This window comes from Dyella sp. C9 (genome assembly GCF_003332825.1).
In the GTDB taxonomy this organism is placed as follows: Bacteria; Pseudomonadota; Gammaproteobacteria; order Xanthomonadales; family Rhodanobacteraceae; genus Dyella.
The window spans coordinates 115088-134824 of record NZ_QIRF01000010.1 but is presented as its reverse complement, the minus strand read 5'-3'; the positions used below and the strand labels follow the sequence as shown (position 1 = coordinate 134824).

The window sequence follows — 19737 nt, the reverse complement described above, 5'->3', positions numbered from 1 at the left end:
TGCTGCGAGAGCCCTCCATGAAACGGCTGATCACCTTGTCCTGCCTGCTTGCTCTGGGTGCCTGCTCGGGCAAGCCGCCTGCGCCGGTTTCCGCACCCGCCGCGGCAGGTACTGCGCGCGTGGCCACGCCATGGGACGATCTGCGCAAGGACGAGCAGCGTGCACGCGACGTGCAGAAGGCGGCGGATCAGCAGGCCGCCAAGCAGCAACAACAGCTGGATGCGACTGGGCAGTAGTCAATAGCCGTCCGAACACGGCACTTGGCAAATGGACGGCTAGACGTGCATCGTGTGTGGCCATGAACGCCACCTACTCCCCCATGCACGACGACGAACCGTTGCTGGAGATCGACGAAGCCAGCGTGATGCGCGGCGATCGCCTGATCCTCGACCGCTTCAGCCTGCGCATCGGCGCGGGCGAGCACACGGCCATCCTGGGCGCCAACGGCGCCGGCAAATCCACCTTGGTGCGACTGATCACGCGCGAGCTCTACCCGCTGGCGCGCGGTGACGGACGCGCCTCCATGCGCGTGTTCGGGCGCGATCGCTGGCAGGTATCGGAACTGCGCGGCCTGCTCGGCATCGTGTCGCCCTCGCTGCAGCAGGACTGCGCAGCCGATGCCTCGCTGGAAGTGAGCGAGGCGGTACTATCCAACTTCTTCGCCGCGCAACGGCTGGGGCTGGACCATCGGGTCACGCCGGCCATGCGCGAGCGGGCCGCCGAAGCGCTGGCCCACGCCGGCGCCTCCCATCTGGTCGGCCGCAGCCTCGCCAGCCTGTCCACCGGCGAGGCCAGGCGCGTGCTGATTGCCCGTGCGCTGGTGCACCGGCCACGGGCACTGCTGCTGGACGAACCCTGCGCCGGGCTGGACATGGCCAGCCGGCGGCGTTTCATGGAAAGCCTGCGTGGCCTTGCACGCCATGGCACCACCTTGGTGCTGGTGACCCACCACATTGACGAGATCCTGCCCGAAATCGACCGGGTGGTGCTGCTGCGCGATGGCCAGCTGCTGCGCCAGGGCGACAAGGCCGGGGTGCTCACCAGCGCTTCCCTGACCGAGACCTTTGGCATGCCGGTGACCGTGCAGCGCCACGGCGAGTACTACAGCGCCAGCCTCGACTGACCCTAAAACTTCCCGCAAGGCCGCTTGACGCCTTGGCTGGCGGGGGGTACCTTGCGCGGGTCGACGGTTTCCATCCTTTCATCGCGATGAAAGGATGGAATTAAAAGGGAAGCCGGTGCGACTCGCTCGCGAGCCAATTCCGGCGCTGCCCCGCAGCGGTGTGTGGAAACGACCTTCGCCATAAGCACTGGCCCTTGAGGCCGGGAAGCGGCGGACAGTAGGCGAGGCCCCGTGCCTCACGTCCACGAGCCCGAAGACCTGCCCCGGCCGGGAGGCCCCTGCCTCCCGCTTGACTTGGAGCCTCCGAGGGGAGGCGGCCGGGGCCTGCACCGCGTCTGCCAGCGCGGCGCGTGTCCGTACGCCTGCCCCGCGGAGGTTCCGGTTCGCCCGAGGGGGCGAAGGTCGCTGGCGTGACGCCTGGCTGCCCGATGCAGCCGGGCGGGCGCGGTTCCTTCGTTCCTCATTCATCACGAATCGAGGACACGCAAACATGACTACCGTTACCAACCTGGGCTTTCCCCGCATCGGTCCCCGCCGCGAACTGAAGCACGCGCTGGAGTCGTACTGGCGCGGCGAAAGCTCCGCCGAGCAGCTCCAGCAGACGGCGCGCAGCCTTCGACAGCGGCACTGGAAACTGCAGCGCGACGCGGGCGCCGACGTGGTGCCGAGCAACGATTTCTCGTACTACGACCAGGTGCTCGACACCGCCGTGCTGGTCGATGCCATCCCCGAGCGCTACCGCGCCCTGTACGACGCCAACCCGCTGGACGGCTATTTCGCCCTGGCCCGCGGTGTGCAGCGCGACGGCATTGACCTGCATGCGCTGGAAATGACCAAGTGGTTCGACACCAACTACCACTACCTGGTGCCGGAACTGCACGCGGACCAGCCGTTCCGCCTGCGCGGCGACAAGCCGGTGGCCGAATACCTCGAAGCCCGCGAACAGGGCCTGCAGGCACGTCCCGTGCTGCTGGGCCCGGTGAGCTTCCTGCTGTTGTCCAAAACGGTGGACGGCAGTGACCGCCTCGCCCTGCTCGACCGCCTGCTACCGGTGTATGCCGAGTTGCTGGCCAAGCTGAAGCAGGCAGGCGCGGAGTGGGTGCAGATCGACGAGCCTTGCCTGGTGCTCGACCAGGATGGCGACGACCACGCCGCCTATCGCAAGGCCTACACCACGCTTGCCGCGGGCGAGCGACCGAAGCTGCTGCTGGCGACCTACTTCGGCGCGCTGGGCGACAACCTCGCGCTGGTTGCCAGCCTGCCGGTGGACGGCCTGCACGTGGACCTGGTGCGCGCGCCGGGCCAGCTCGACGCCGTGCTCGATGCGCTGGGCGAGAGCAAGCTGCTGTCAGTCGGCGTGGTGGACGGCCGCAACGTGTGGCGCACTGATCTGGACCAGGCACTGAAGCTGGTGCGCCGCGCACACGAGCGCATCGGCAAGCGCCTGCTGCTGGCGCCGTCGTGTTCGCTGTTGCACGTGCCGGTGGACGCGTCGGTGGAAACCGCCCTGCCCGCCGAACTGCATGCATGGCTGGCCTTCGCCCGCCAGAAGCTGGAAGAACTGCGCCTGCTCGCCGATGCCGCGAAGGGCCTGGTGCACGCCTATGACGCGCTCGATGCCGCGCGCGCCACGTTCGACACGCGCCGCCATTCCGCGCAGGTGCATCGCCCTGCCGTGGCCACCCGTCTGGCCAGCGTCGACGCCAGGGCGCTTTCGCGCCAGTCGGCGTACCCTCAGCGCCGCACGGCGCAACAGCGTCGCCTGGGCCTGCCGCTGCTGCCCACCACCACCATCGGCTCGTTCCCGCAGACGCACGAAGTGCGCGAGGCGCGTGCACGCTTCAAGTCGGGCAAGCTGTCCGAGGCCGACTACGACGCCTTTCTCGCCGCCGAGACCGAGCGTTGCGTGCGCTTCCAGGAAGACATCGGCATCGACGTGCTGGTGCACGGCGAGTTCGAGCGCAACGACATGGTCGAGTACTTCGGCGAGCAGCTGGACGGTTTCGCCTTCACCAAGCTGGGCTGGGTACAGAGCTACGGCTCGCGCTGCGTGAAGCCGCCGATCATCTTCGGCGACGTGCAGCGCCCGGCCCCGATGACGGTGCGCTGGTCGCGCTACGCGCAGTCGCTCACCGATCGTCCGATGAAGGGCATGCTGACGGGCCCGGTCACGGTGCTGCAGTGGTCGTTCGTGCGCGACGACCAGCCGCGTTCGGTGACTTGCCGCCAGATCGCGCTCGCCCTGCGCGATGAGGTGCAGGACCTGGAAGCGGCCGGCATCGGCGTGATCCAGATCGACGAGCCGGCGCTGCGCGAAGGCCTGCCGCTGCGTCGAAGCGACTGGGCCGAGTACCTCGACTGGGCGGTGGAAAGCTTCCGCCTGGCCGCCTCCGGCGTGGCCGACCAGACGCAGATCCACACCCACATGTGCTACTCGGAGTTCAACGACATCATCGAGGCGGTCGCCGCGATGGATGCCGACGTGATCTCGATCGAGACCTCGCGTTCGCGCATGGAGCTGCTCGATGCCTTCGTGCGCTTCCACTACCCCAACGAGATTGGCCCCGGCGTGTACGACATCCACTCGCCGCGCGTGCCCGAACTCGGCGAGATGGCGGAGCTGCTGGAGAAGGCCGCCCGCGTGCTCAAGCCCGAGCAGCTGTGGGTCAACCCGGACTGCGGCCTGAAGACGCGTGGCTGGGCGGAAGTGCGTGCCGCACTCACCACCATGGTCGAGGCCGCGCAGCGCATGCGCGAGTCGCTCGCCGTGGAAGCCTGAAACGAAATCGCCAGCGGCGCAGGCCGCTGGCGATTTCGTGGAAAGCCGTTGTCAAAGAAGGGCGCCTCACGGCGCCCTTCTTTCGTGTGACTCAACGCGGCGAGCAGAAGCAGTAGGCGTAGACGTTGGGACGGCCCGACTGCGCCGTGCGCAACAGCTTCAGCTCCGGCGCCATGCTGTCGATGTGCGCCACCCATGCCGGCAGCGTAATGCCGTAAGCCTGTGCAACGCGCACCATCGCGTTCTCATTGAGGCCGAGCAGGAACTGCTGGAAACCGCCCAGCGGCTCCTCGATGTAGCGCACCGGATACTGCTTGCCGAGCTTGGCCCGCGACGCGGCTTCACTTACGGCATCACCCAGGCCGCCGAGCTGGTCCACCAGGCCACGTTCCAACGCCTGCTGGCCAGTCCACACGCGGCCCTGCGCGATGGTGTCGATGGCGTCATACGGCTTGCCGCGCGCCGTGGCCACCTGGCCGACGAAGTCACGGTAGCCCTTGTCGATGCTGGCCTGGATCACCGTGCCCACCTTGGGATCCAGCGGGCGCGTGATGTCGAACGCACCGGCCAGCGGGCTGGTACCCACGCCGTCGCTCTTCACGCCGAGCTTGTCCAGCGTACCCGGCACGGTGAGCACCATGCCGAAGATGCCGATGGAGCCGGTGATGGTGTTGGGCTCGGCGTAGATGCGATCGGCATTCATCGAGATCCAGTAACCGCCACTGGCCGCGACATTGCCCATCGACACGATCACCGGGATGCCCGCGGCACGGGTCAGCGCCACCTCGCGGCGGATCTGCTCGGCCGCATACACCTCGCCTCCGGGGGAGTTCACGCGCAGCACCAGCGCCTTGGTGCGCTTGTCCTCGCGGGCGGCGCGCACCAGCGCGGCGGTGGATTCACCGCCCACCGAGCCTTGCGGCTGCTTGCCACCGGAGATTTCGCCTTCGGCCACCACTACCGCGACGCCCGGCGCGACGCCATCGCTGTCGTCAGGCAGGGTGTCCCCATAGCGTTGCAAGGATACCTGGCGGAAACCCTCGCCCTTCTTGCCGGCAGGTACGCCTTCCTTGCGCATCATCGCGTCCAGCTCGGCGGGCGTGGCCAGGCCGTCGACCAGGTGCTCATCCAGCGAGAGCTGCCCGAGGTCGCCGCGGGCGCTGGCGATCTTCTCGGGCAGGCTGTCGATGTCGCCGCGCAACGTGGCCGGATCGAGCTTGCGCAGCTTGGCCACCTCATTGATGTAGCTGTCCCACAGGCCGCCCATCCAGAAGCTGTCGGCCTCCTTCGACTCGGGCGAGGCGTGGTCGAGGATGTAAGGCTCGGCGGCACTCTTGAACTGGCCCACGCGGAACAGGTGCACGTCCACGCCGAGTTTGTCCAGCAGATCCTTGTAGAACAGGCGGTAGTTGGCCAGGCCGGTGATCATCACGCCGCCCTGCGGATCGACCAGCACGCGATCGGCATGCGCGGCCAGGTAGTACTGCCCCTGGTCGTAGCTGGCGCCCCACACGATCACCGGCTTGCCGGCCGCGCGGAAACGATCCAGCGCCGCGCCCACCTCGCGCAGCGCGGCGAAGCCGCCACCCTGCAGTTCGTCGGGCAGCAGCAGGATGCGGGTGATGCGGGTGTCCTTGGCCGCCGCGTCGATCGCGCCGACCAGGTCGCGCAGCTGCACCTGCTTGGGCGGATTGCCCGACAGCTGCGCCAGTGCGCGCTGCATCGGATCGATGCTGTACTGCTCGACCAGGTCGCCCTTGGGCCGGATCACCAGCACGCTGTCGTTCTGCACCACGTGCTCGCCGCGGTTGCCGAGGTAACCGCCGAGCAACAGCAGGACGATGATGAAGAAGAAAAAGAAGAAGACCAGGTTGAGGACGACCAGCCTGACCACGTTGATGCCGCGCCCGAGGGTGCAGAGAAAAGCCCAGAAGCCGGTGGTGCGACGTTCCGTCATGCGAGATTCCTCAGAGTGTCCGGCACAGCGTAGCGGTTCGCGCGCCGCAGGTCATCGGGCGAAAGTAGGGGGTGAAGGCGGGGATGGGAGCGGTCTTGTCTGCGGGACGTGAAAGGTCCCGCGGCGCGCTACTTCGCCGGGCGCCACGACTCGCGCCACGCATTGCGCCAGAACCTTGCGAACAGCAGCACGGCGGCCATGGTGAGGCCGGCGATCAGGCCCATCCACATGCCGCGCGCACCCATGCCGTGGCGGAACGCCAGCCACCAGCCCACCGGCATGCCCACGCCCCAGTAGGCGAACAGCGTGATCACCATCGGCACGCGGGTGTCCTTGAGGCCGCGCAGCGCGCCGTTGGAGCTGACCTGGATGCCGTCGGAGAACTGGAACAGCCCGGCCAGCAGCATCAGCTGCGCCGCCAGCGCGATCACCCCGGCGTCATGCGTATACAGCCGGGCCAGCACATGCGGCATGCCCAGCATCACCGAGGACGAGACCACCTGCGTGCACAGCGCCAGCGCGATGCCGCAGAAACCGGCGTAACGCACGCCACGCGCATCGCCGCGGCCCACCGCGTTGCCCACGCGCACGGTGATCGCCATCGACAGGCCCAGCGGGATCATGAAAGCCACGGTGGCCACGCTCAGTGCCACCTGGTGGCTGGCCACCACCGTCTCGCCCAGGGTGGCGATGGCCAATGCCACCGCCACGAACAGGCCGCCCTCCGCCAGCAGGGTCACCGCCATCGGGCCACCGATCTTGACCAGTTCCAGCAGCATCTTCGGCCTGGGCCAGGCCAGCCCTTCGCGCAACCCAAGGTCGCGATAGGCCGGGTGCCTGGCCACGAACAGGGCAAAGCCCAGCATCTCCAGCCACAACACCGTGGCGGTGGCGATGCCGCTGCCCAGCGAGCCCAGCGCGGGCAGGCCGAACTTGCCGTACATCAGCACGTAGCCCAGCGGCGCCAGCAGCAACAGGCCGCCAAAGCTGAAGTACATCGAGGGGCGCGTCATCGACAGGCCCTCGGACAGACCGCGCAGCGCGAAATAGCTGGTGAGCGCCGGGCCTGCCCAGCTGATCGCATGCAGGAAATGCATCACGTCGGTGCGCAGCGTGGGCACCACGCCGATCCAGTCCAGCATCGGGGTGGCATGGCGTATCAGGAACCAGATCACGATGCCCATGCCCCAGGCCAGCCACAGCGCCTGGATGAACACGGCGCCCACTTCATGCCGCCGGCCGGCGCCATCGAGCTGCGCCACCGACGGCGGCACTGCCATCATCATGCCCAGGCCGCTCACCAGCGCCAGCGCCCAGATGCTGACCGCCGTGGTGACGGCGGCCTGCACATGGGCACTGAGGTGGCCGGCCAGCACGGCGTCGACAAAATTCGGGCCAACGGCGGCGAGCTGGGCGGCGATCAGGGGAAGGGCAAGGCGCACGGTGGCGCCGACCTCGTGCGCCACCCTGGCGCGATCGGGGCGGAAAGACAGCATATGGGAACTCCTGTGGCCCACAGTCTACAGGAGGCCCGTCCCTGCACCGGGGGTTCCGCCGCGCCGCCGGGGGCTGCCGCTGTCACGGGCTTGTGCCAAGATCGCGTGCTGATTCGCTCGGGGGAGACACATGAAGAAGGAACTGGTGTCGTTCGAAGGCGTGCACTGCGCCAATTGCGGAGCGCCCATGCAAGGCGAGTTCTGCCATGAGTGCGGGCAGTCCATCCACAGCGTGCTGCGCCCCATGCACCACATGGTCGAGGACACGCTCGACATGGTGCTGCACATCGACGGCCGCATCTTCAATACGCTGCCGCCGCTGCTGTACCGGCCCGGTTTCCTCACCATGGAGTACTTCAGCGGACGCCGGCAGCGCTACGTGGCGCCGTTCCGCCTGATGTTCGTGCTGTGCCTGCTGTCGTTCTTCGTCACCCGCATCGCGATCGACAACATCGGCTTCGCCGACACCAATCTCGAGGCCAGCGCCGGTACCGGCGACTTCGCCAGGGACACCACCCCCGAGGCGGTGCGTGCCCGCTTCGAGACGATGCGCAAGGACATCGACAAGGCGGCGGACAGTGCCGAACACGGCAAGAAGACCATCAGGAAGCTGATCAGCGTCGAGCGCGACCACGCCAACCACCGCCTTGAACAGCTGGGGGCCGCGCCGCTGCCGGTCCAGACCGAGGACGGCTGGGATTTCCACCAGAACAAGTTCGAAGCAAGCTGGCTGCCCAGCAGCATGGTCCGGAGCATCAACCGGTCCATCGAACACATGGGCGTCAACCTGAGAGGCGCGACGGCCGGCGGCGAGGAGGGCGCCGCGGCCCAGGAGCGGATCCTGGCCGGCGTCTTCGGCGTGCTAGCCCAGACCATGTTCGTCGTGATGCCGCTGTTCGCGCTGCTGCTGAAGCTGATGTACGTATTCAAGCGCCGCCTCTACATGGAGCACCTGATCGTGGCACTGCACAGCCACGCCTTTATATTCCTGGCGCTGCTGCTCGGCGTGCTGGTCGGCGGACTGCGCAGCTGGCTGGTTCCACATGCGGCCTGGACAAGCACGCCGCTGCTGCTGGTGATCTGGGCATTGGGGGTATGGGTGCCTATCTATCTGCTGATCATGCAAAAGCAGGTCTATCGCCAGGGCTGGTTCATGACCACGGTGAAGTACCTGTTCGTGGGCTGGGTGTATTGCTGGCTGATCGGTATCGCCCTGAGCATCGCCGCCCTGCTTGGCCTGGCGCACTGACGTCAACGCGACCACTGCATTTTCGTGACGCAGCTCACACATGAACCGTCGAGTGGCGCAGGTCGCCAGCGCCCGTGCGATGTCTCACGTAGGGGTTTTACACAGCGTCACATGGCTGTCAAGGCAAGTCCCGTGCCTATGGCAGTTGTATGAACGCTAGCCGAGCACGCCGTGTAAGTCATTGAATTCATGTTGTCTTTTTTCATGGTTAAAACTTGCACAGAGCGTCATGAAGGCCGTTTTCATGCGCCTGAGGGGCCTCCCTCAACGCACGATCCACAGACTTATCCACAGAGGCTGTGGATAAACGCAAAAACACCCTAGCCATAGCCACTTAGACCCGCTTCCTAGATGACGGGGCAGCAATCCCCGCCAAGCCCCCGCAGGCAGACCATTCGCCTCCGCACTGCAGGAACCGGGCCGGCCGCCGCTCGGCATAACAGGCCGGTTACACTGGGCTGCCACGAGGTATCCATGCCCGCCGTCCTACGCGTCGCCCTCCCGGTTCCCCTGCCGACCCTGTTCGACTACCTGCCCCCGGCCGACGGCCGCGTCGAGGCCGGCAGCCGCGTGCTGGTGCCGTTCGGCAAGGGCAAGGCGGTGGGCGTGGTGGTCGAGGCCGCCGCCGAGGCGGCGGTGGGCAGTGCCCGCCTCAAGCGGGTGCTGCGCGTGCTGGCTGACGGCCCGCTGCGCGACACGGAATTGATGGCCACCCTCGCCCGCGCCGCCGACTACTGGCGGGGCGCGCCCGGCGAGGCCTACGCCAACGCACTGCCGCTTGCCCTGCGCGAGGACCGGCCCCTGCCCGACCTGCGCGAGGAGGCCTGGGCGCTCACCACCACCGGCCGCAGCGCACTGGATGCCGGCAGCCGGCGGGGCGGCAGCCGCGCCCTGCTGGACGCGCTGTCGCGCGGCCCGCAAAGCGCCGAGCTGCTGCACGAGATGCTGCCGGGCTGGCGCGACGCCGCGCGCCGGCTGGACCAGGCCGGCCTGATCGAGCGCGTGGAAACCCGCAGCGCCGTGCCGGCCGCGGTCACCACTCCGCCGGTGCTGAGCGAGGAGCAAAGCAGCGCGGTGAGCGCGATCCGTGCGGCGCTGGGCAGCTTCCAGTCGTTCCTGCTCGACGGCGTCACCGGCAGCGGCAAGACCGAGGTCTACCTCGCCCTGATCGAACAGGTCATCGCACAGGGCAAGCAGGCCCTGCTGCTGGTTCCGGAGATCGGCCTGGCGCCGCAGACCGTGCGCCGCCTGCGCGACCGCCTCGGCGTGGCCGTGCAGGTGCTGCACTCCAACCTTGCCGAGGGCGATCGCGCACGCGCCTGGCTGCGCGCCCGATCGGGCGAGGCCAAGGTGATCCTGGGCACGCGCTCGGCCATCTTCACGCCGCTGCCGCATGCGGGCCTGATCGTCGTCGACGAGGAACACGACAGCGCCTACAAGCAGCAGGAAGGCTTCCGCTACCACGCCCGCGATCTCGCCCTGCTACGCGCGCGCGCGCTGGATGTGCCGGTGGTGCTGGGCTCGGCCACGCCCTCGCTGGAATCGCTGGCCAACGTTCAGGCCGGCCGCTATCGCGCGCTGCAACTGCGCGCGCGGCCCGGCGCGATCCGCCCGCCGCAGGTGCAGATCGTGGACATGCGCGCGCAGCGGCTGGAACACGGCCTGTCGCCCGCGTTGCTGGCGGCGGTGCGCGACACGGTGGCGCGCGGCGAGCAGGCGCTGGTGTTCCGCAATCGCCGAGGCTATGCACCGGTGCTGCTGTGCCATGCGTGCGGCTGGCATGCGGAATGCCCGCGCTGCGAACACCCGATGACACTGCACGCCGGGCGGCGCCAGCTGATCTGCCATCACTGCGACTACACCGCGCGCCTGCCCGCGCAATGTCCTGCCTGCAGCGGGCAGGAGCTCAAGCCGCAGGGCCAGGGCACCGAGCGCCTGGAAGAAGCACTGGCTGCGCAGTTCCCCGAGGTGCCGGTGCTGCGCATCGACCGCGAGACCACGCGCCGCCGCGATGCCTTCGAGCAACTGCTCGAAGGCCTGCACCAGGACAAGCCCGCCATCCTGGTCGGCACCCAGATGCTGGCCAAGGGCCACGACCTGCCCAACCTCACCCTGGTCGCCATCGTGGGCGTGGACGAAGGCCTGCACAGCGTGGATTTCCGCGCCAGCGAACGGCTCTCGCAACTGGTGGTGCAGGTGGCCGGTCGTGCCGGTCGCGCCGCCAAGCCCGGCCGCGTGTTGCTGCAGACGCATCACCCCGATCACCCGCTGCTGCGCCAGTTGCTCGCCCAGGGCTATGGCGCGGCCGCCGCCTCGCTGCTGGAGGAACGCCGCAGCGTGCAGCTCCCGCCTTATGGCCACCAGGTGCTGCTGCGCGCGGATGCGCACCAGCGCGAGCACGTGGATGCATTCCTGCACGAGGCGGCGAACGCGCTCGCCGGTGCACCACTGCAGCTGGCCGGCCCGATGCCGGCGCCGATGCCGCTGCGCGCGGGGCGCCATCGCGGCCAGCTGCTGATCGAGACCGACAGCCGCAGCTCGCTGCACCAGGCGCTGCGCCCATGGTTCCGCACCCTGTCCGCGTTGCCCACCGCGCGACGGGTACGCTGGTCACTCGACGTCGACCCCATCGACCTCTACTGAAGGCACGGGGCGCGGGTGACACCTTCAACGATTTCCCTTGTTACGAGGCAATCACATGGAAGGACACGATGCTCGCTCTCCTGACCCACGCCGCCACGTCGTCATCCTGGGCGGTGGCTTCGGCGGACTGGCCGTAGCCCACGGGCTGGCCGATACCGACGCCCGCATCACCCTGGTCGACCGGCGCAACCACCACCTGTTCCAGCCCCTGCTCTACCAGGTGGCCACGGCTGGCCTGTCCGCGCCGTCGATCGCCGCGCCGCTGCGGCAGATCCTGCGCAAGCAGGCCAACGTCACCGTGCTGATGGACGAGGCGCTGTCGGTGGACCTGGAGCTGCGCCGCGTGAAGCTCGCGCTGGGCGAACTGCACTACGACGTGCTGGTGGTGGCCACCGGCGCCACCCACGCCTACTTCGGCCACGACGCATGGGAACGCTACGCGCCGGGCCTGAAGACCCTGGACGACGCCTTCACCATCCGCCGCCGCGTGCTGCTCGCCTTCGAGCGTGCCGAGCGCGAGGACGATCCCGCGCAGCGGCAGGCCTGGCTCAACCTCGTCGTGGTCGGCGGCGGTGCCACCGGCGTGGAGCTGGCCGGCACGCTGGCCGAGATCGCGCGCCACACGCTGCCGCGCGAGTTCCGCCGCGCCGATCCGCGCCAGGCCAACGTGCTGCTGGTGGAAGCCGGTCCGCGCCTGTTGCCGGCGCTGGATCCCTCGCTGTCGGACAAGGCACGCCGGCAGCTGGAGAAACTCGGCGTGGAAGTACGCTTGAACACGCCCGTCACCGCCATCGACGACCAGGGCGTGATGCTGGGCGACACGCCGTATGCCGCGCGCACCGTGCTCTGGGGCGCCGGCGTGGCCGCCTCGCCACTGGGACGCACGCTGGGCGCCCCGGTGGATCGCGCGGGACGCGTATTGGTCGAACCCGACCTCAGTCTGCCCGGCCACCCGGAGGTTTTCGTGATCGGCGACCTGGCCAGCGTGACCCAGCCCGATGGCCGCCCCGTGCCCGGGGTGGCGCCAGCGGCCAAGCAGATGGGGCGCCAGGTGGCCGCCACGCTCAAGGCGCGCTGGCGCGGCGACACCACGCCCCGGCCGTTCCGCTACCGCGACGACGGTTCGCTGGCCACCATCGGCCGGATGGCCGCGGTGGCGCAATTTGGACGTCTAAAACTCTCCGGCCTGCTGGCCTGGTGGGTCTGGCTGATCGCGCACATCGCCTTCCTGATCGGTTTCCGCAACCGGCTGGTGGTGATGCTGGACTGGGCCTGGGCGTACTGGACCTACCAGCGCCACGCCCGCATCGTCACCGGCACCGACGCACCGCCCCAGGCAGCGTCGCGCTTGCCCCGCGACCCATAGCATGGACAATTGAGCCTTCACCCTGCCGGATACCGCTGTGTCTTCCCAACTCGAACAACTGCGCCAGTACACCACCGTGGTCGCCGACACCGGCGACATCGAGGCCATCGCCCGCTGGAAGCCGGTGGACGCCACCACCAACCCGTCGCTGCTGCTCAAGGCGGTCGAGAACCCGGCGTATGCGCCGCTGATCGAGGAGTCCATCGCCTGGGCCAAGGGCAAGAGCAACTCGCGCGAGCAGCAGCTGGCCGACGCCAGTGACCATCTCGCCGTGGCGGTGGGCCGCAAGATCGTGGAACTGGTGCCCGGCCGCGTGTCCACCGAAGTGGACGCGCGCCTGTCGTTCGACGTGAACGCCTCCATCGCCAAGGCCGAGCGCCTGGTCGCGCTGTACGAGGAAGCGGGTGTGAAGCGCGATCGCATCCTGATCAAGCTGGCCTCGACCTGGGAAGGCATCCGCGCCGCCGAGCAGTTGGAGAAGCGCGGCATCAACTGCAACCTCACCCTGCTGTTCTCGTTCGAGCAGGCGGTGGCCTGCGCCGAGGCCGGCGTGTTCCTGATCTCGCCGTTCGTCGGCCGCATCATGGACTGGTACGTGGCCAACACCTCGACCAAGAGCTACGCGCCGGAAGAAGACCCGGGCGTGAAGTCGGTGCGCCGCATCTATCAGTGGTACAAGGAGCACGGCTTCCACACCGTGGTGATGGGCGCCAGCTTCCGCAACATCGGCCAGATCCAGGCGTTGGCCGGCTGCGACCGCCTCACCATCAGCCCCGACCTGCTGGAAAAGCTGGACCAGGACAACAGCCCGCTGCCGCGTGCGCTCAACGACACCGGCGCCACCCAGGCCAAGCCCGCACCGATCACCGAGGCCGCATTCCGCTGGGGCCACAACGAAGACGCCATGGCGACCGACAAGCTCGCCGACGGCATCCGCAAATTCGCCGTCGACCAGCGCAAGCTGGAAGCCTTGCTGACGGCAAAGCTGTAAGCACCTTGAGAGCGGGTGAGGGGCCCTCGAAAGATCGGCCCCTCCCCCCAGCCCGCTCTCCCACGGGAACTCCCTTCGGTCGTCGGCGGCAAGGTGGCGGAGTCGCCGAGTACAGCGCAAATGACCGCCACGACATTTGGCAAAGACCGTGGCGAAAGGCCGTCGCGCACAGGTTGCGCTCCTACAGGGGGAGCTCGGTGACTGCAGCCCACCCCATCAAGCATGGACAAAAAAGGGGCCGCATCAGCGGCCCCTTCTCATTCGCGACACACCGCGAACCACCCTACTTCATCCCCATCGCCCTGGCGTCCTCCGCCAGATGCCTGGTCGAGATGTCATCCGCCTGCCAGCCACCACCCAACGCGCGCACCAGCTGCACGCTGGCCCGCAACTGGTTGGCCTGCAGCGACAGCAGCCCCAGGTGCGCGTTCAGGGAATCCACCTGCGCGGTGACCACGTCCAGGTAGCTGTTCGCGCCCTGCTTGTACAAGGCCAGCGCCAGCTTCAGCGTACGGTCCGCCGCGGTGGTCGCGTCCTGCTGGTCGACCATGGCGTTGCCGTAGTTCTTCAGCAGCGACTGGTTGTCCTCCACCTGCTGGAACGCTGTCAGCACCGTACCGCGGTAATTCGCGCTGGCCTCGTCGAAGGCGGCATGCGCCGCGGCCAGCTGCGCGCTATGGCGACCGCCGTCGAATATCGTCCCCAGCAAGCTCGGGCCCACGGCCCACAACGCACTGGGTGCGTTCAACAGGGTGCTCCACACACCGCTCTCGTAACCGCCACCCGCACTGAGCGTCAACGACGGGAAGAACGCGGAACGCGCCACGCCGATCTGTGCGTTCGCCTCCGCCGTACGCCGTTCCGCCGCGGCGATGTCCGGGCGACGCTCCAGCAACGTGGACGGCAGGCCCACCGGGATCACCGGCAGGTTGGGCAGGTCGGTCTTGGGATCGAGCGTGAAGCTCGACGCCGGCTGGCCGACCAGCACGGCGATGGCGTGCAGCAGTACTTCGCGCTGCGCCTGCGTCTGCGACAACTGCGAACGCGTGGACGACAGCTGCGTCTGCGCGCGATCCACGTCCAGGCCCGACACCGCGCCGCCTTCGTGCAGCGTCTTGGTCAGCTGCAGCGCACGCTGGTAGGCCTCCACGGTCTTCTGCAGCAGGTCGATCTGGCGATCCACGCCGAGCAGTTGCACGTAGCTGTCGGCCAGCGAGGCTTCGAGGCTCAGGCGCACTGAAGCCAAGTCCGCCGCCGAGGCCTGCATCGACGCGCGCCCGGCGGCGACGTTGTCGTGCACGCGGCCCCACAGGTCCACTTCATACGAGGCCTGCCCGGTCACCGAGTACTGGTTGTAGTACTCCGGCGAGGTGGCGCCATGCAGTGGTGCATTGAGCGACTGGCGGTTGCGCTCGGCGCCGATGCCGGCCGACACCTGCGGGAACAAGTCCGCGCGCACCTGCGCCAGGTAATCGCGCGACTGCTGGTAGCTGGCGAAGGCCGCGGCCAGATCGGCGTTGTGCGCGATCAGCTGCTGCTCGAGATCATCCAGGCGCGGATCGCCATACAGCTTCCACCAGCCCTCGCGCGGCAGCTGGTCCGCCGGCGCCGCCGTGGTCCAGGGGCCGGCCGGCTGGTAGTGCTCGGCCACCGGTGCGTCCGGTTGCTTGTAGGCAGGCGCCAGCGAACACGCCCCCAGCGCCAGCGTGGCGGCGAGCGTCGCGGCGAGGCTCTTAGGCTTTGTCATGGGGCTTCCCCGCCTGCGGACTCCGCGCGATGCGCACGGAATCGCCATCGGTCAGGCCGTCCGGCGGATTGATGATCACGCGGTCATCCGGCTGCAGGCCGGCGCCGATCTCCACCGTCTTGCCGTAGTCGCGGCGAATCACCACCTGCTTGAAATGCACGTGGTCGCCCGAGTCGAGCGTGGCCACGCGCATGCCCTTGTCGTCGAAGATCAGCGCCTCGGCCGGTACCCGCAGGCCCAGCGTATTGGAGGCGATGTTGAAGCTGATGTTGGCGTAGCTGCTCGGCAACAGCTTGCCATCGGGGTTGTCCACCAGCAGCTGCACCAGGGTGGTGCCCGAGGTCGGCGTGATCGCGCGCGCATCGGCCTCCACCTTCGCGGTGAAGGTCTTGCCCGGATACTCCGGCACGGTCAGCGTGGCTTCGTCACCACGGTGGATGCTCGGTGCATACACCTGCGGCACGCGCACGTAGGCGCGCAGCTTGCTGGTGTCGGACACCTGGAACAGCGGCGCCCCGCCCGCGCTGTCGGCGGTGACCAGCGCGCCCACGTCGGTGTTGCGCGCGGTGACGCGGCCATCGAACGGCGCCACGATACGCGCGTACGACTTCAGCGCCTTGAGGCGATCGAGGTTGGCCTGCGCGGCGTTGGCCTGCGCTTCCTTGGCGGCGTAGTCACCGTTGTACTGGTCCACCGACTGCTGCGACACGGAGTCCGGGTCGGTCGAACGCAGCACCTGCCAGCGCTTGGCAGTGGTGGCGGCGAGCGCGGCGTTGGCCTTGGCGCTGGCCAGGTCGGCCTGTGCCTGCAGCAGCTGCTGGTCGAGGTCGGGCGTGTCGATCTCGGCCAGCAGTTCGCCGGCCTTCACCGTGGCGCCGATGTCCTTGTTCCACGACTTCAGGTAGCCGCTGGTGCGTGCGTAGATCGGCGCATTGGTGAATGCGTCCATCTGCGCCGGCAGTTCGAGCGGCGCCTTGCCGTTGGCGGACTCGGGCTCGGATACCACCACGGTGGGAATGGCCTGCTCGTCGGTCCATTGGCGCAGGCTGTGCGCCTCGGTAAGACGGGTGGCGACACCGATGACCACGATCGCGCCGAACACGACCGCGCCGATCGCGGCGGCCAGGCGCAGGCGACGCGGCGAAGGCGTCGACTCGGGAAGCGAAGTGAGATGCTCAGACATGGACAGGTTCTCCGGCAGCGGGGGCCGAATCAGACGCGCGCTCGCGGCGCGCATGCACGATGGAAAACACGACGGGTACGAAGATCAGCGTGGCCGTGGTGGCGAACAGCAGGCCACCGATCACGGCGCGGCCCAGCGGGGCGTTCTGTTCGCCGCCATCGCCCAGGCCCAGCGCCATAGGCACCATGCCGATGATCATGGCCAGCGCCGTCATCAACACCGGGCGGAAGCGAACGAAGCCAGCCTCGCGCGCCGCCAGCGTGGGGTCGCCGTGGAAGGCCAGGCGCTCGCGGCAGAAGCTCACCACCAGCACCGAATTGGCCGTCGCCACGCCCATGCACATGATGGCGCCGGTCAGCGCGGGCACCGACAAGGTGGTATGGGTGACGAACAGCATCCACATGATGCCGGCCAGCGCGGCAGGCAACGCGGTGATGATCACGAACGGATCGGTCCACGACTGGAAGTTCACCACGATCAGCAGGTACACCAGCACGGCCGAACCGAGCAGGCCGAACAGCAGGCCCGAATAGGCATCGTGCATGGTCTGCACCTGGCCCAGCAGCGCCACGTTCGCGCCCTTGGGCTTGTCCTTGGAGGTATCGTCCAGCACCTTCTGCACGTCGGCGGCGACGGCGCCCAGGTCGCGACCCTGCGTGGCGGCATAGATCTCCACCATCGACTGGATGTTGTACTGGCTTACCACCGTGTTGCTGTGCGTGCGGGTGATGTCGGCCAGCGCACCCAGCACCTGCGCATTGCCGCCGCTCTTGGCGGTGATCGGCAGGTTGCTCAGCTGCGCCAGCGAATCGAGCGAGTATTGCGGCACCTGCGCCGAGATCGGATAGGTGACGTTGTTCTCTGGGTTAAGCCAGTAGGTCGGCGCCACCTGCGCGGTACCGGAAAGATCGGCCACCAGGCTGCTGGTCACGTCGTTCTCGGTCAGCCCCAGCAACTGCGCCCGCGTGCGATCCACGTCGATGCGGAAGGTGGGCTCGGCCTGCGACTGCTGGATGCGGGCATCCACCACGCCGGGGATCTGGCGGATCTTGTTCAGCAGTTCGTTGGCGTACTGGAAGTTCTTGTCGAGGTGGAAACCGCGGATCTGCAGGTCAATCGGCGCCGGCGAACCGAAGTTCAGGATCTGGCTGACGATGTCCGCGGGCGGGAACGAGAACACGGTGCCTGGGAACAGGCGCGGCAGCTTCTGGCGCAGCGCCTCCACGTACTCGGCACTGGGCCGGTGGCCTTCCTTCAGCGAGATCTGGATGTCGCCATCCTGCTCGCCCACCTCGCCGGTGTTGTTGTAGATGGTATTGATCGAGCTGGAGTACTGGCCGATGTTGTCGACCATCGCCTCCAGGTCGCTCGGCGGAATGACCCCGCGTACCGCCTTCTCGATGTCGGCGAACTCCGCGGCCGTCACTTCGACGCGGCTGCCCACCGGCGCACGCGCATGGATCAGGATCTGGCCACCGTCCACGTCGGGGAAGAAGTTGCTGCCCAGGCCCGGCAGCAGCATGAACGACAGCAGCACGAAGCCAAGGAAGCCGGCCACGAACACCTTGCGATGCTGCAGGGCCAGGTTGAGCATGCCACTGTAGCCGGCACGGAAGGTCTCGAAGCGCTCCACGAAGGCACGCTGGAACCTGCCCAGGATCGTCTTCGGCGGCGGCAGCGGCAGGTGCTGGCCATGCTCGTCCACCGTCGGCGGATGCGCCTGCAGCAGGTACTTGGCCATGGTCAGCACCAGCGTACGCGACAGGATGAAGGAGAAGATCATCGCGAAGATCACCGCCTCCGCCATCGGCACGAACAGGTAGCGCGCCACGCCAGGCAGGAAGAACATCGGCACGAACACGATGCAGATGCAGCACAGCGAGACGAACGCCGGCACGATGATCTGCGCCGAGCCGTCGATGATCGCGGTGATCACGTCCTTGCCCTGCTCCAGGTGCCAGTTGATGTTTTCGATGGTCACCGTCGCCTCGTCCACCAGGATGCCCACCGCCAGCGCCAGGCCGCCAAGGGTCATGATGTTGAGCGTCTGGCCGATCGCCGACAGGGTGAACACCGAACCCAGCACCGCCAGCGGGATCGAGGTGGTGATGATCAGGGTGGAGCGCCAGCTGCCCAGGAACAGCAGGATCATCAGGCTGGTCAGCGCTGCGGCGATCACGCCCTCGCGGACCACGCCGTCGATCGACGAACGCACGAACACCGATTGGTCGCCGATCGGCGTCACCGACAGGTTGTCCGGCAGCGCGTCCTTCATGCCGGCGAGTTTTTCGCGCACGCCGGCCACGATGGCGAGCGTGGAAGTGGAGCCGTTCTTGAGTACCGACAGCAGCGTGGAGCGCACGCCGTCGACGTGCACGATGTTGGTCTGCGGCGGGGCGCCGTCGCGCACATGGGCCACGTCGCGCACGTAGATGGTGGTGCCATTGACGCTCTTGATCGGCAGGTCTTCCAGCTCGTGCACGTACATGGCGGCGTTGTTCAACTCCATCACGTATTCGTACTTGCCGATCTTCTGCGTGCCGATCGGGCTGATCTGCTGCTGCGCCGCCAGCGCGTTGGCCACGTCCTGCGTCGACAGCCCGCGCGCCTGCAGCGCCGCCGGATCCACGTCCATCTGGACCTGGCGGGTCTTGCCGCCGAACGGATACGGGATCGCCGCGCCCGGCACCGTCACCAGCTGCGGACGCAGCAGGTTGAGGCCAAGGTCACCCAGCTGCTGTTCCGACAGCCCGTGGCCCGACAGCGCGAGCTGCAGGATCGGCACGGTGGCCGCGTTGTAGTTGACGATCAGCGGAGGCGTGGCACCCGGCGGCATCTGCTTGAGCAGGGTCTGCGCGATCGCCGTCACCTGGGCGTTGGCCACGGCGATGTTCACGCCCGGCTGGAAGAAGATCTTGGTGATGCCCATGCCGTTGAGCGAGGTCGACTCGATGTGCTCGATGTCGTTGACCGTGGTGGTCAGCGTGCGCTCGAACGGCGTGTTCATGCGTCCGGCCATCTGGTCGGGCGTCATGCCGGTGAACTGCCAGGACACCGCGATCACCGGAATGTTGATCTCCGGAAAGATGTCGGTGGGCGTGCGTAGGGCTGCCATCACGCCGAAGATGAAAATCAGCAGTGCGAAGACGATGAAAGTGTAGGGCCGCGTGAGCGCGATCCGGACGATGCCAAGCATGCGGGGG

General features: G+C 67.9%; 12 protein-coding genes and 1 riboswitch. Of the genes, 7 read left to right on the top strand and 5 right to left on the bottom strand.

The window, feature by feature from the left end; genetic code table 11:
• The first annotated feature begins 17 nt into the window (after positions 1–17).
• The 3 genes from DVU99_RS13080 (at position 18) to metE (ending at position 3902) form a co-directional block, all read left to right on the top strand.
• Positions 18–236, top strand: coding sequence for a hypothetical protein (locus DVU99_RS13080; RefSeq protein WP_114240663.1), 219 nt, complete (start codon positions 18–20; stop codon positions 234–236).
• A gap of 62 nt (positions 237–298) precedes the next feature.
• Complete coding sequence (locus DVU99_RS13075; protein WP_198670307.1) at positions 299–1123, top strand: ABC transporter ATP-binding protein; 825 nt, start codon at positions 299–301, stop codon at positions 1121–1123.
• A 47-nt stretch (positions 1124–1170) separates the two neighbouring features.
• Positions 1171–1404, top strand: a riboswitch (cobalamin riboswitch).
• Between the two features lie 209 nt (positions 1405–1613).
• Complete coding sequence (gene metE / locus DVU99_RS13070; protein WP_114240662.1) at positions 1614–3902, top strand: 5-methyltetrahydropteroyltriglutamate--homocysteine S-methyltransferase; 2289 nt, start codon at positions 1614–1616, stop codon at positions 3900–3902.
• A 91-nt stretch (positions 3903–3993) separates the two neighbouring features.
• On the opposite strand, the gene sppA is transcribed toward metE, so the two are convergent.
• Positions 3994–5859 carry a signal peptide peptidase SppA gene (gene sppA / locus DVU99_RS13065; RefSeq protein WP_114240661.1) on the bottom strand — a complete coding sequence of 622 codons (1866 nt, stop codon included), beginning with the start codon at positions 5857–5859 and terminating at the stop codon, positions 3994–3996.
• A 128-nt stretch (positions 5860–5987) separates the two neighbouring features.
• Entirely contained in the window at positions 5988–7355 is a 1368-nt protein-coding gene (locus tag DVU99_RS13060; RefSeq protein ID WP_114240660.1) for an MATE family efflux transporter, read from the bottom strand.
• 130 nt (positions 7356–7485) lie between these two features.
• Here DVU99_RS13060 and DVU99_RS13055 point away from each other — a divergent pair, with 130 nt between their 5' ends.
• The 4 genes from DVU99_RS13055 (at position 7486) to tal (ending at position 13604) form a co-directional block, all read left to right on the top strand.
• Positions 7486–8604, top strand: coding sequence for a DUF3667 domain-containing protein (locus DVU99_RS13055; RefSeq protein ID WP_114240659.1), 1119 nt, complete (start codon positions 7486–7488; stop codon positions 8602–8604).
• A gap of 474 nt (positions 8605–9078) precedes the next feature.
• A complete protein-coding gene (locus DVU99_RS13050) occupies positions 9079–11247 on the top strand; it encodes a primosomal protein N' (RefSeq protein WP_114240658.1) in 2169 nt (722 codons plus the stop codon).
• A 55-nt stretch (positions 11248–11302) separates the two neighbouring features.
• Positions 11303–12613 (top strand): NAD(P)/FAD-dependent oxidoreductase, encoded by a 1311-nt coding sequence (locus DVU99_RS13045; RefSeq protein ID WP_114240657.1) that lies wholly within the window; start codon positions 11303–11305, stop codon positions 12611–12613.
• A gap of 37 nt (positions 12614–12650) precedes the next feature.
• Entirely contained in the window at positions 12651–13604 is a 954-nt protein-coding gene (gene tal / locus DVU99_RS13040; RefSeq protein WP_114240656.1) for a transaldolase, read from the top strand.
• Between the two features lie 283 nt (positions 13605–13887).
• Here tal and DVU99_RS13035 read toward each other — a convergent pair whose 3' ends face one another.
• From DVU99_RS13035 to DVU99_RS13025, 3 genes are read right to left on the bottom strand one after another with little or no spacing between them, the layout of a single operon-like run.
• Positions 13888–15351, bottom strand: a complete 1464-nt coding sequence (locus DVU99_RS13035) for an efflux transporter outer membrane subunit (RefSeq protein WP_114240655.1) — start codon at positions 15349–15351, stop codon at positions 13888–13890.
• Positions 15338–16534 (bottom strand): efflux RND transporter periplasmic adaptor subunit, encoded by a 1197-nt coding sequence (locus tag DVU99_RS13030; RefSeq protein WP_114240654.1) that lies wholly within the window; start codon positions 16532–16534, stop codon positions 15338–15340. The genes DVU99_RS13035 and DVU99_RS13030 overlap by 14 nt, the downstream gene beginning before the upstream one ends.
• A complete protein-coding gene (locus tag DVU99_RS13025; RefSeq protein WP_114240653.1) occupies positions 16527–19730 on the bottom strand; it encodes an efflux RND transporter permease subunit in 3204 nt (1067 codons plus the stop codon). The genes DVU99_RS13030 and DVU99_RS13025 overlap by 8 nt, the downstream gene beginning before the upstream one ends.
• Between the last annotated feature and the right edge of the window lie 7 nt (positions 19731–19737).